The 14,007-nt window shown below is 56.9% G+C and carries 5 protein-coding genes and 2 pseudogenes; 3 read left to right on the forward strand and 4 right to left on the reverse strand.

The window, feature by feature from the left end:
- Positions 1 to 189: 189 nt before the first annotated feature.
- Together fdhF and L972_RS03045 are read right to left on the reverse strand one after the other, a co-directional pair.
- Positions 190 to 4,380, reverse strand: coding sequence for a formate dehydrogenase subunit alpha (gene fdhF, locus L972_RS03040; protein WP_047435374.1), 4,191 nt, complete (start codon positions 4,378 to 4,380; stop codon positions 190 to 192).
- Positions 4,381 to 4,795: 415 nt separating this feature from the next.
- Positions 4,796 to 9,994, reverse strand: coding sequence for a RecQ family ATP-dependent DNA helicase (locus L972_RS03045; RefSeq protein WP_047435377.1), 5,199 nt, complete (start codon positions 9,992 to 9,994; stop codon positions 4,796 to 4,798).
- A 261-nt stretch (positions 9,995 to 10,255) separates the two neighbouring features.
- Here L972_RS03045 and L972_RS03050 point away from each other — a divergent pair, with 261 nt between their 5' ends.
- The 3 genes and pseudogenes from L972_RS03050 to L972_RS20530 all read left to right on the forward strand — a co-directional run.
- Positions 10,256 to 10,882, forward strand: coding sequence for a class I SAM-dependent methyltransferase (locus L972_RS03050; protein ID WP_047435387.1), 627 nt, complete (start codon positions 10,256 to 10,258; stop codon positions 10,880 to 10,882).
- The gene (locus L972_RS03055; RefSeq protein ID WP_047435381.1) at positions 10,866 to 11,927 is read left to right on the forward strand and encodes an HNH endonuclease; all 1,062 of its coding nucleotides are present in this window, start codon (positions 10,866 to 10,868) and stop codon (positions 11,925 to 11,927) included. Before L972_RS03050 ends, L972_RS03055 begins: the two co-directional genes overlap by 17 nt.
- 415 nt (positions 11,928 to 12,342) lie before the next feature.
- A pseudogene (locus L972_RS20530) lies at positions 12,343 to 12,653 on the forward strand (transposase); the annotation flags it as partial.
- Between the two features lie 20 nt (positions 12,654 to 12,673).
- Here the strand turns inward: L972_RS20530 and L972_RS03065 are convergent.
- Both L972_RS03065 and L972_RS21720 read right to left on the reverse strand, forming a co-directional pair.
- A pseudogene (locus L972_RS03065) lies at positions 12,674 to 13,704 on the reverse strand (IS630 family transposase).
- 88 nt (positions 13,705 to 13,792) lie between these two features.
- A partial coding sequence (locus L972_RS21720; RefSeq protein WP_231560897.1) for a hypothetical protein occupies positions 13,793 to 14,007 on the reverse strand: 215 nt, incomplete at its 5' end.

The raw sequence follows: 14,007 nt of genomic DNA on the forward strand, positions 1-14,007 counted from the left end.
AGGTCAGGAGTTCGATTCCCCTTATCGGCACCATATAAAACAAAGGGTTAGCTTCTCATCGAAGCTAACCCTTTGTGCTTTCTGGCTGGTGACCCTTCTCATCCCCCTCTTTTGCTATCGCAACCCAAAGGGGAAGGGGCAGCGGGCCAACCCTCCCGGCAGGCGGCTACGCAGGTTTTGCTATTCCCCTCAGGCAACCTCGATGTCTAGCTTGGCTGGCTCTTTCTGCATGGATAGCTCTCCAGCTTGCGATGAGGATTCCAGCTTGTCGATGCGCACCGCTGCCACCTTGAACTCGGGGATCTTGGCGTGGGGGTCGGTGGCATTGATGGTGAGCCGGTTGGCCGGGGCTTCGGCAAAGTGGAACGGGATAAAGACCACGCCAGGCTGCATCCGCTTGGTGACGAAGGCGGGCAGCTCGATATGGCCGCGGCGGCTGGTGACTTTCACCCGTTCGCTGTTGCTGATGCCCAACCGCTGCGCATCCACCACGCTCATCATCACCCGTGGCCCAGCCAGCTTGTCGAGCCCTCTGGTCTTGCGGGTCATGGTGCCTGTGTGGAACTGCTCCAGCAGGCGGCCGGTGGTGAGCACGATGGGATAGGTCTCATCGGGCAGTTCGGCGGCATAGCGGAACGGGGTGGCGACCATCTCCCCCTTGCCACGGGTGAACTGCTTGCTATGGAGCAGGCGAGTGCCTGCGGGCGCCGCATCGTTGCAGGGCCACTGTAGCCCTTGCGCTCCCACCTTGTCCCACTGGATGCCGGCGTATTGCGGGGTGACTTGGCAGATCTCGGCGGTGATCTCCTTTGGGTGTTGATAGCGCCAGTCGCCACCCATGGCGTTGGCGATCTGCTGGATGATCCACCAATCCTCCCGCGCCTCACCCGGTGCCTTGAGGGCGGGGGAGATGCGCTGCACTCGCCGTTCGGTGTTGGTGAAGTGGCCGCTCTTCTCGGCAAAGGAGCAGGAGGGGAGCACCACATCGGCCAGCTGGGCGGTTTCCGAGAGGAAGATATCCTGCACCACCAGAAACTCCAGCTGCTTGAGCCCCTCGATGACGTGGTGCTGATCCGGATCGCTCAGCACCGGGTTTTCCCCCATCACATAGAGCCCCTTGATGCTGCCCGCACAGGCGGCATCTATGGTCTCGGTGAGGGTAAGCCCGGGCGTGCGCGGCAAGTCTGGCTGCTGCCAGGCGGTGGTGAAGCGGGCATGCACCTCGGGGTTGGCCACCTTCTGATAGCCGGGCAGGCAGTTGGGCAGCGCCCCCATGTCACAGGCCCCCTGCACGTTGGATTGGCCCCGCAGCGGGTTGATGCCGCCCCCTTCGATGCCGATGTTGCCGCACAGCAGTTGCAGGTTGGCGATGGCCCGCACGTTGTCGTGGCCGGTGGTGTGCTGGGTGATCCCCATGGAGTAGTAGATAGCTGTGCGTTCGGCGGTGCCGATAAGGCGCGCGAGCTCGATCACCTGCTCGGCCGGTACGCCGGTGACAAGGGCCACCTTGTCCGGGGCATAGGCGGGGGAGAGCACCTCCGCTTGCAGCGCCTCGAACCCTTCCACTCGTGCGGCGATGTAGGCCTTGTCGTGCCAGTCGTGCTGGATGATCTGCTGCATCAGGCCGTTGAGCAGCATCACGTCGGTGCCGGGGCGGTGGGCCAGATAGAGGCTGGCGTGGTCGGCCATTTCGATCCGCTTGGGATCGGCCACTACCAGCCGCGCCTTGCCCGTGGTGACAGCCCGCTTGATATGGGAGCCGATGATGGGGTGGGCGGCCGAGGTGTCGGAGCCGATGATGAAGATGAGATCCGAGTGGTCGATACTCGGGATGTCGTTGGTCATGGCGCCGCTGCCGAGTGACGCCTCCAGCCCGGTGACGGTGGAGGCGTGGCAGAGCCGCGCGCAGTGATCCACGTTGTTGGTGCCCAGCTCCCGGCGCATGAACTTCTGAAACAGGTAGTTCTCTTCGTTGGTGGTTTTGGCCGACGAGAAACCCGCCAGCGCATCGCTGCCATAGTGCTGGCGCAGGGCGGTGAAACGCTCGGCCACCAGGGCGATGGCCTCCTGCCAGCTGGCGGGCACCAGCTTGCCATCCTTGCGGATGAGCGGTGTGGTGAGGCGCTCCTCGCTCTGGATAAAGTCAAAGCCGAAGCGCCCCTTGACGCAGAGCAGCCCCTGATTGACCGGCGAGTTGCGATTCCCCTCCACATAGCGGATGCGGTTGCGCGCCTCATCGACGTAGAGGGTGACACCGCAGCCGACCCCGCAGTAGGTGCAGATGGTATTGACCGGCGTGAGCAGTTCGGTGCGCCCCTGTGACTTGTCGCGGGCATCCACCAGTGCGCCGGTGGGGCAGACCTGTACGCAGGCGCCGCACTGCACGCAGTGGGAGTCGCCCATCGAGAGTCCCGTGTCGAACTGCGGCCGGTTCGAGAGGGTACCATCGCTGTTCTTGGCAAAGCGCAGCACACCCTGTACCGCCTGCTCACCACAGATCTGCACGCACTGGCCGCAGCCGATGCAGCGGTTGGCATCAAAGACGATAAATTCGCTGCTGTTATCCACTGCAAACTTCTGGCATTGACTGGTATCGAGAGCGCTCTGATCGACCTTGTATTCGGTGGCGTAGTCGCGTAGTGCACAATTGGTGTTGGCCTGACAGCCACACTCGAGGCAGCGGCTGGCCTCGCTGCGGGCATCCTGGTCACTGAGGCCGCGCTCCACCTCGGCAAAGCTGCCCTCGCGATCCTTCTCTGCCAGATGGGGCATGATGGTGCGGGCGACTTTTTTCAGGTGAGCAAACTGGGCGGGATCGACCTGCTTGAGTGTGGGAGCCTTGCAGGCGTTGAAGGGGTGAACCGGATCGATCATGTCACCGTGGAGGAACTGGTCGATGGCCAGCGCGGCCTTGCGACCATCGGCGACCGCTTCGATGGCGGTCGCAGGCCCGCGGCGCAGATCGCCGATGGCGAACAGGTTGCCGTGGCCGCTGTGCATGGTCTCGGGGTGGGACTCCAGCGTCTGCCAGCGGGTGAAGGAGAGGGTGAGGGGCTCCCCTTCCATAAAGCTGAGATCCGGCTGCTGCGACACTGCCGCAATCACGGTATCAAACTCTTCAAGGAAGAACTCACCGGTGGGCTCCGGGCGGCGGCGACCGGAGGCGTCCGGCTCGCCGAGAGCCATCTTCTCGAGGCGCACCTGACAGACGCGACCACGGCTATCCGGCAGATTCTCTACCGGATTGGTCAGCATCAAAAAGCGCACCCCTTCGTGCTCCGCCTCGTCGATTTCGTAGGCTTCGGCGGGCATCTCGGCGCGGGTGCGGCGATAGATAAGGGTGGTTTCAGCGCCCAGCCTGACCGCCGTGCGGGCGCAGTCGATCGCGGTATTACCACCCCCGATCACCGCCACCCTCTTGCCGGTGGTGAGCCGCTTGGCCAGCATCCGATCCTTGAGGTAATCGACCCCGAGATAACAACCGGCCAGGGTGCTGCCCGGGTAATCCATCGGCACCGCCTTGGAAGCGCCAACCGCCAGACAGACCGCATCATAGTCGCGGCACAGCGCCGAGAGGGTGATCTGGTGGCCCAGGCGCTGGCTGGTGTGGATCCGCATGCCACTCTGGCACATCAATGCAATCTCCTGATCGAGGATCGCCTTGGGCAGCCGGTATTCGGGGATGCCGTAGCGCAGCCAGCCACCCGCTTCGGGCATCGCCTCGAACAGATCGACCTCGAACCCCTCGTAACCCAGATAGTAACCGCAGGTGAGGCCGCCCGGGCCGCTGCCGATAATGGCCACCCGCTTGCCCTTGGCGGGCTTCTTTGCCGGTTGATAGGGGGCAATCTCGGCCAGATCGAGATCGGCGGCGTGACGCTTGAGCTGACGAATGGCCAGCGGTTCATCTACCAAGGCGCGGCGGCACTCCGCTTCACAAAAAGCGGGGCAAACCCGGCCGATGGAGAGAGGCATCGGCAGGGTCTGCTTGATGACGGCCATTGCCGCCTGGTGCTCCCCCATGGCGATGTGGTGCAGATAGGATTGAATGTCCACCCCGGCCGGACAAGCGCGTTGGCAGGGGGCTTCGCAATCGGCGTAGTGATCTGCGAGGATGCGGCCGAGCGCCTGCTGGCGGTGCGCGCGCAGGGCATCGCTTTGGCTGGCGATCACCATTCCTGCCTCGGGGCGCGTCTCGCAGGCGCGGCGGATGCCAAGACCGGCAATCTCCACCACGCAGAGATCGCAGGGTGTCTTGGGGCCGCTGGTGTTGTCACCGCACAGGGAGGGGATATCAGTCTGGTGCTGTTTGGCTATCTGGAGCAGGGTTCTGGTCGGGTCAACCGTCAACTGAGCCCCATCGAGGGTGATGGTGATCATGGCGTCATAAACTCGCTTTCAAGGCGCAGAAAATGCTGCATCTGGCGGAGCCAGCAGGGGAAGCAACAGGGAGGCCGCTTGCTATTTCCTCACCATAGCAAAGGTCATTCACAACGTTATTTGATTTAACTCAGATTATTTGTCTAAAAAGAAAACGATTTCTCTGGTGCCGGGCGCTCTGGGGGTTGGCTAGCAATCTCGAGTTAACACATGACATTGCCAGCAGTTTGATGGCCATTAAAGCCGCCTTGAGCTGGATGTGTAATGTGGTGGTTAATCGTGATGGCACGATCAGGGACCTCCTAAAATAGGCAACTTTCGTTTTGGTGGCAGTAGGGGGGTCAACGCAACATGAGCAGGCCATCTGATGACAGAGCTGCTTCAGGTCTCCGTTTAACCGTACTGTGTCCCGATACTACAACTCCAGCTCAACGATAGGGATCTCCCAGCGCTCGCTGCACATCTGTGTCTGATACTCTTCTTTTTCCTGTTCTTTGCGCCGTTCTACCAGGGCTACCACGCGGGCTTCACGAATGGTATTCATGTTGAATTTCCAGGTCTCTTCGCCCAACTGAGAGAGGCGGGCTATTTCGTGATTCTGGTGATAAACATGCAGCTTGTTGTTTTTATCTGGCGCGATACGTACGGCATCGCCAACCTTTATCTGACTGAGCTGGTGGTGGATACGATGAGTCTCGTTGCTGCGTCCGGCATATCCCAACACCAGTTGCGACATACCCATCATGGCGAAACGACGTTGTCTGTCCGGTCGGGTTGCGTTAGGTCTCTGCACGTAGCAGTGGGAGGCGATCAGTGGAATATGGGGATTACGTTGATCGTGGCGAGCCATGAGAACCAGCCTTTCGATAGCACGTGTCATCCCCACATAGAAGAGGCGCCGCTCTTCTTCCAGGTTACTGGTCGATAGCTCCGCCGCGCGTTGCCAGCCGCCGTCGAGCAGTATCACATGGCGATACTCCTCCCCCTTAACCCCATGTACCGTACTTAACAATACCCCTTTACCGAAGCGGATCTGGCGCTTTTGCTCGCTCAAATACTCGTAGAGGAACATCAGGAAGTGGTGGGCAGAAAGAGCATGCTCTCCCTGACTGGCTTGCCACTGAGCAATCAGATCGTGCAGTAGCTCCTCCCAACGGTTGGCCAGTGAGAGTGGAGGGAGAGGGGCTGCAAGTTGCTCCGCTGTCAGCAGGGCATGACCTTGCTGTTGTAGCCAATTCTGATAGCGCAAGATTTCACGGCAGCGATGCACAGGAAAACCGTTCTCTTTATCCAGAGTAAAACGACAGGGAATATCAGCATCTGCCAGTGCCGAGCGTACCCAGGCCAGTTCCTCCTTCTCTAGCCCATTACGGGCCAGCACGGCGATAGATTCCAGCGGGCAAGTGGGAGTCTTCTCACGGATAAGCGCGATATGTCTCACGACCTCGGCTGCCTGTTGGGCTGCATCCTGGCACTGCTGGATGATGACGCGACCCTGTGCTGTCTCCATCCCCTCCCAGTGCCCCCCAGCCACTTCCATCTTGCGCCTGTCGTCGATCTCGATGGGATGTGTACGCTTCATGCGATCCTGATTGTGCTCAATCAGGCGGTTGGAGGTCTCGATGATGTGGGCGGTGGAACGATAGTTCCAGGTCAGGAAGTGAGTCTGGGCGTTGTAGTCTTGCTCAAAGCGGCGAATAAAGCTGACGTTCGCGTCGCGAAAGGCGTAGATCGATTGGTCATCATCACCCACAGCCATCAGATGCAGTCGGGCCTCCTCATCCTCTTCGCTTTTGCCCACCAGTGCCGCGATAAGCTGGTACTGTTGTTCATCAATGTCCTGATACTCGTCGACGAGCAGAAATTGCAGCCCACCGAGCAGCTTTTCCCGCTGATCTTCCAATTCGAGACCGAGCTGGTTCTGCTCTCCCCGGAGCAGCTTGATTGCGTCATCAATGATGGTGGTAAAGTCGATATCGTCGGATGTCCGGTTTTGCACCGCATTGCCTGTCAGACTCATAGCGAGACCGTGAAAGGTGAATACCGAGACCCGTGCTCCGTCACGCCCCAGCAACTCGGTCAGGCGTCGGCGCAGGGACATCGCCGCATTATGGTTGTAACAGAGCAACATGATCCGCGATGGGGAGATTTGCTTGACCCGCATCAGGTAGGCGCAGCGGTGGATAATCACCTTGCTCTTGCCTGACCCCGGGCCTGCCAGTACCAGCAAGTTTTGCTCGGGCGGTGCCTGAACGATCTGCTCCTGGGCACGGTTGTGAAGATCTTCGACAATGCGCTTCCAGGAGTGTTCGCTGGTCGCCAGCTCCAGGATTTTGTTGCGCCCTTTGAAGTAGTGACCGAGGAACTTGTCAGCTTCCATGGAGAAGTAGTCTGTCACCAGCTTTTTGGCTTTCTTGAAGTGCTCCAGGCTGATGCGGGCGTATTCATTCATCACATGGATCTGAATCACCTTCTGGCGATAGTGATGCTCAAGCGGCTGATAGTCTGCCTTGTTGTATTGTTGCTGCCGCTCAGCGGTCAGAGTGAGGGTCATGGCGCTTCGGAACACTGCAAGACCATTTTGCAGCACGATGGCGTGTTGCTCATGCAGGTAGAGCAGTGCCCGCTCTGCCCCTTTGAGCAACCACTCCTGCTGGCGGCTTGCCTCCCGCTTGTTCATTAGCTGAGCCACATCCATGTCTTCTCGCAGGTATTTGACCAGTTGTTCCAGGGCAAATGACAGCATTACCTGGCGCTGGACACTCTCTTCGCTGCTTGCCAACAGGGTGTAGAGAAAATCGAGGGTGGCGCCTGTGACGCGATGGCGTTGATCAATTGTCTGCTCAATCTGGGACCAGGTTCGGTTGAAGGTGAGTTGGTAAAGATCCCGAGAGAGATATTTGACATCGATGGAGCCTTTCTCGCCCCCCGAGCGACCATCCTGGGCCCAACTGGTCAGCAAATTGCGCAGCAAGCCAGGGTTACACCGCTCATGCCCCAGATCTTTGATGGCCTGATTGACCAGTCGAATGTTAAAGATCAGCCCTTGCCCTGTATCAGGTTCGGGTTCTTTTTCACGCAAGATGTCCAGCATCGCCTTTTCAATGCTGTGTACTTGCCCGCAGAGCACCCGGGCATTGTCTCTTCCTTTGGGGCGAAGCCAGGTAGTCAGTAACATCCCCTGAGAGAGCAGACCGACATCCGCCATCTGGGTGAGTACCCGCATCACTTCACTGGCCTGAACTCCACTTCCGTGATCGGCCATGTATTGGCCTGCCTCTTCGGCAATGGCATCGGCACTGAGACCATCATCATCGGCAGCACTCATCAGCGCCTGGATAACCGCTTGCCATATGGCTTTGGCCTTGGGAGCGAGTTTTAGACTCTCTACCCTTTTCATTGCCTCTTCTGTGGAAGCAAACAGAGGGCGCCCCTGAAAAACCTGAGTGATGTTGTCGCTGCGCTCCAGATAGCCAGCGCGCTCGAGCCAGGCGATCGCTGTCTTGACTTTGGTATCAGCATTGCTGTCATCGGCAGCAAAGCTGGTTTCTACCTCTGGCTGGTTGATGAGCTCTGCACTGGTGGCGACCAGTGGCGAGTTGTTCTCCTGCTTGCCGCCTTTGCTGGCCCTGAGTCTTATTCCGCGCAGGATCTGTTTGATATCGCGCAGGCTGACTTCACTCATGGCCTCGAGCTGGAACTGTTTCTCGATATCCTGTTCATCAAACAGCAGTACGCAGTGAGCTTGTGCTGTATCGCGTCCCGCTCGTCCCGCTTCCTGTAGATAGTTTTCGAGGGAGCCGGGGATATCGGCATGGATCACCAAACGCACATCATCCTTGTCGATCCCCATCCCGAAGGCATTGGTCGCGCAGATGACCCGGATCTCGCCATTGATAAATTGTTCGAGGGTGGTTTTCTTCTGGGCACTGTCCATGCGGGCGTAAAAGCGTGAGACAGGGAGGGATTGTTGCTGACCGAGGAAATCGGCCAGCTCGTCCACGCTGCGCTTGGTTGCGCAGTAGATAACGCAGGAACCGGGCTTTTCCTCACCAAAGAACTGCTCGAGCAGGTTAAGGATATGGCCCTGTTTATTGAGACCGGGGCACTCAACGACGGCATATTCGAGGTTGGTACGTTCAACCCCTCCTTCCAGTCTGAGAAGAGGTCGGGGCTGTTTGTCGAGAAACTGGGCGCAAATATCTTCAATCACATCCGGTTTGGCGGTCGCGGTATAGCAGAAGACTGGAGGCATGGGGACCTGCTGTTCCTTGGCAATTGTGGCGATAGCCTTGGCGCAGTAGAGATAGTCAGGGCGAAAATCATGTCCCCATTTCGACAGGCAGTGCGCTTCGTCAAATACCCAGCCACCGATTTGACGTTGTCGTATTGCTTGTTTGACTGTGCGGTTGCGCAACTGCTCGGGGGAGATATAGAGCAAGGCGATATCCCCCATGCGGATCTGTTCAAGAATCGCGCCTCGCTCTGGTAGCGTCAGCAGCCCCGAGATAGCGGCAACCCCTTCAATACCGGCCTTGTGTTTAAGGTTGTCCACTTGATCTTTCATCAGTGCCTGCAGGGGGGATATCACGACCGTGAGAGCACCGCTTCGCTGGTTACGCACCAGTGCCGGGAGCTGGTAGCAGAGCGACTTACCGCCGCTGGTTGGGAGTATGCCGAGCAATGCGACGCCAGCCATGGCTTCCTCGATCAAGGTCTTCTGCAATGGTGTCCCATCAGGCAGGTTGCGAAAGTTGTCGAGCTCGAAAATTCGCTGCAGATGGCGGCGTGCGTCGTGGTTCTCCTTACAATAGCTGCAGTCAGCATGACCGCAGTGACGTTCACGAACTGTGTGAATGATTTCTGCGGTCTGGGGGAAGCGGCGCCAAATCCAGGGGGGCAATACGGAGTTCCCGCCGGACACGGGCAACCAGGCGCAGGCATAAGCCAATGGTAACAACAGCATGGGTTGACGCAGGGCATCACCAATTACTCGGTTGAGCTGATTGGGGCACGCTTTCTCATGGGCAATGCTCTTGATGAGAGTGGGTAGCTCCGAGACCCGCACTGGCGGGCGGTCTGTCAGTCTGGCAAACACCAGTGACAGACCCTGAGTGTTAAATTGCGCTATGACTCCCTGGTCAAACAGATATTGATAAAGCTGCAATTGGGACAGGGGTAAGGCTTGTAGTGCTATCAGCTGTTCCGAGAAAATCTGCAATGCGAGCCTTGCATCCGCGACCGGATCATTGAGGGTATCTCGAACCAGTTTGTAATCCTTGACCAAGCGGTGATAGGGGTTTTTGGGAAAGGCAAGGGGAGATAGATAGAGGGTATCTATTACCGGCTTTTCGAGAAGTAACTGAGGGCGTACAGCCTGTTTGGCCAACCAGGGGAGATCAAAATCGAGAATATTGTGACCAAGGACTACATCTGCCCCTTGTGCCAGCGCATTTAACTCCTTGAGTGCGAGATCCTGCGGGCCCTTGAGATTGAGTTCACGACCAGCCAGGAGCGCCCCCAGATGACGGAGTTTTTCGTCCCGGGTCAGTTCAAGGTCAAAGGAAAGAATCTTGTCATCCCCAAACAGGGTCACGACATCAGTCGAGTTCATTAATAGCCATCTCCATCTGGCGTTGACCTCTCATGGCGATAATAAGTGCCAAGAGATCAGTGAGTTGGCCGAATATTACCCGAAATGTTGAATGATGGCATCATTCAGAGCCCCTCTGGCCGCGGTTCTTTTGGCGGACACCCGGTTTTGTAAATGCCGCTGCCCGATTAATCGTTCATGTTGGGAAAGTGTCGTTCTGGCCATGGCCAACTAACTGATCTTGTGAGATTATTTTACTTCCTTCTCCGTTCGGAACGCATTGTGTCCCTCGACTACTACCAGTGCCATGCCACCGAATTGGCGACTCGTTACCAACAGGTATCTGCGCGCGCCGTTCACGGCGACTGGCTCACACTGCTGGAGCCTTGGCTCCTTGCTGCACCGCGCAGGTTACTCGATGTAGGGGCCGGCAGTGGTCGTGATGCCGCGTTTTTAGCCGAGTTCCATCAGGGCAACATGGTGGTCGCTGTCGAGCCATGTCAGGCACTTGCTGCGCAGGGGCAATGTCATACCTGTGAGGCTGCGGTGGCGTGGGTCAATGATGCTATGCCGGCTCTCTCTCGCGTGACCGGTACTTTTGATCTGATTTTGCTCAGTGCTGTCTGGATGCATCTACCCCCGAAGTCTCGTCCCTTGGCTCTGGCACGTCTTCATGAGCTGCTCTCACCAGATGGTTATCTGGTACTGAGTCTGCGCCTGGTTATTTCGGAGCAGGAGATGCGGGAGCGAGCCATGTATCCGGTAGCTGTCGATGAAGTGGAGCGGCTTGCATTGGAGGGGGGGATGACACTTCTCCATGTGTCAGAACCACAGGGGGATGCCTTGGCGCGTACCGGGTTGAGTTGGCAGAGTCTTATCCTTGGGGGCGAACATGCACGCCTCCCCTGAGCAACAACTCGCTTTTATTGCCTATCTGCAACTCATCTTTACCGAAGGCGATTTTGTGGCCACTTACAAGTGCGCCTTGCTTCACGGGATTGCAGATATCGCGATTGAGCGCAGTACTGAGACCCATGAGCTGATGGCGGCGCGCACTATTACGCTGGACGAACTGGCCACCAAGTTTGTGGAGCTCTATTGGCAGCACAGTCTGCCCTACTCGGCGACGGGAGAAACGGCCACCTTGCTCAAACAGAGCAGCGGTCGTCAGGCCATCATGCTGACGGAGTTGTCCCGGCTGCGTGAAGATGGGATCCGCTCGGTAACTGCACTGCGTCGTCACGACGCCTGGCGGCCTCTTCTTGCCCGAGTTCGGCGCATCCTTGTTGAGGGACCCTTGTGGCGTCTGCAGATCCTGGGTGGGCGAGAGGAGTGCCACCTCTATCCTCATCAAAGGGGCGCGGATCATATCTGCCTTAACCCCGGCATTCTCTACTGTCTCCACCGCTTTTACGATCTGGTGGTCTCCCTCTCCCGACAGCATTGGTTACAGCTTATCTGCGACATCAAGGGTAATCAGCCACTGATTGGCCCCAGTGTGGGGTTGGAGAATTTTCTATTTGGTTCAAGCCGTCAGGCGCTGGGGCGAGTAGGAGAGGTATTGAGGGACTTGCAGGGGGGAACCTGTTTTTACTGTAACAAGGCGATACACGGGAGTGGTGAGGTAGACCATTTCATCCCCTGGCGTCGTTATCCAATCGATTTGGGTCACAACTTCGTACTGGCACACGCCAACTGTAATCGGAGCAAACGGGATTTTCTTGCCGCTCCCGAGCACAGGGATGCTTGGTACGAGCAGAATATCCTGACTCACGGGGCGTACCTCACGGACGAGCTGGCCCCTCTGGTGAGCGTCGATGCCGAGCGTTCTACTGCCATCGCCACTTGGGCCTATCAGCAAGCACTCCGTGAGCATGCCCGGTTGTGGCGTGGTCTTGACCAGTTTGTTGACGTCACAGCCCCCAGTGGGAATATTCCCCTGCGCTTTTTATGAGACGTTGAGGCTTTCACGCTGCTAGATAAATTCGGCCGGGGAGTCTGAATTTTAGTTTCAAGTTTTTGATTTTGTTGTGTTTAAATGATTGTCTGTTTATTTCTGTGGTACTATTGATGGTACTCACGGTAAACCCCCCCCTTCTTAAAAGACACATCCAGAACATTCCGTTGCCTTACAACCTTCACAAGATGCGAGTTCAAATCCCTTGGCATCTGACACACATAGAGGTTTTGGTGAAGCCTGCAGCCGATGGATAGTTGCCAAAGGCATCATCCTTAGTTCTTGGTTTTCCTTCATTACTCTATGCGGATAATCAGTGCCACGGTCGAATTCTGAAGGCCAGCCTGAACAGGAACAAAAACAGGCGGCTTAATACAGGCTTACGCGACAACTACCTTGAAAAACGCCGCGTTATGTGAGCTGGAAGCAGCGCAAGGAGGTCGCCGCCGATTTACGCCGTATCTATAGCGCAGCCACCTTGGCTGAAGCTGAGCAAGCGCTGGCCGAGTTTGCAGCCAAATGGGACGAAGAGCACCTCAGCATCAGTCGTTCCTGGCGCAACAACTGGAAGAAGCGGAGCGTATTTTTTGACTATCCCCCCAGCTCCGTAAGGTGATCTACACCACGAACGCGATAGAATCACTTAATGCCTCGCTGCGGAAGGTGACGAAGACTCGCCGCTCATTTCCAACAGATGATGTGGTGATGAAAGTGCTGTATCTAAATAACTGTTCCCAATAGTGCTACACCTTCGCTATGCCATAGCCATTCCCCGGGAAAGGAGACACGGTATCCATGAAGTGTTTCACTCGGGCCAGCAGGCTGGCCATTCCTCTGCATTGATGATTGCGCGTGATGGTTTCATGTAACTTGTGCCACAGCCGTTCTATGTGATTAACCCAAGGGCTGTAAACTGGCTGGAACACCAAGCAGAACTTGGGGTTCTTCTTCAACCATCGCTCGGTCTGTTTGCTTTTGTGAATGATGTAGTTATCGAGGAGCTGCGTGATGGTTTTGGCTCGCCGGTAGTGGCGACGCAGCTTTTCCAGCATGGCGATAAACAAGGATGAGTTTTTCTTTATCCCACAGACTAAAGTACTCTTCCGTTGCCTGCATGGAGAACGCCTGCCAGGTAATGTTTGGCGTTCTGTCCCGGTATGACAACCCGCTTTTGCTGCGCTCTGAACATCCAGTCGGCCCCTAATTTGGGATTAAGGTCTATATCGACTTCATCCTCATAAAACACCGGATTATCGGCATCACAGCGGGCCTGCGCAGCCTCGATATTCGCCATTTTCTCCTGATAAGCCGGGTCTTTTATCCGCAAGGTCGGCACGGGCCTTCGCCAGACAATGCCCATACGAGGTAACCATCGGCGGAGCGTGGAGGCTGCCATATTGAGGCCTGTTAACCGATTGATTTTGATGGCCAATAGCTCAGAACACCAACGGCTACGCTGATAACCAAAATCTTGCGGAGAAAACTGCATGAGCAGCACCAGTAAGGTGATAATCTTGGCGACAGATAGGACCGGGGCACGGCAAGTCGGTAAGGCTTCTAGAGCCCCCACACCTTCATCCCGATACCACCGAAGCCAACGGCCGATGGTCGAGCGAGCCGCGCCGGTAATGTGATGAACATCCGTGATCGTGCATCCTTCATGTAACAGCAAGATGGCCATCAAGCGACGAGCATGCCCTTTATCACGGGTGGCATGGATGATTTTGTGAATACGGCGCCGTTGTGGTCGTGGCAGGGGTGGTAGGATATGCATCAACTCAGTCCTTTGGGTGTGGCTTGTTTTGTTTGGCGACTAATGAGATCGCACAAACTGGACTGAGTTCCCTTCCTCCAGTGATCTACTATTCGGAACAGCTATTAAGAGGGTAGCTATTAATAACCAAGCGTTTTTGGGCAACCCAAGGAGACGAATCCAACTTTGGGGGCCTGTTTTGTGTTGGACATCGCTCAATCACTCTTAGGTGGCTCTTCTTTAAGGGCGCGGATTTTACCGGAATGGTTAACCAAAAACTGGCGTTGTTTCCCAAATCAGCCAGCAAGTCATGACGTTCCCAGC

Origin of the sequence: Aeromonas sp. ZOR0001, from assembly GCF_000801015.1 — a bacterium.
GTDB lineage: Bacteria > Pseudomonadota > Gammaproteobacteria > Enterobacterales > Aeromonadaceae > Aeromonas > Aeromonas veronii.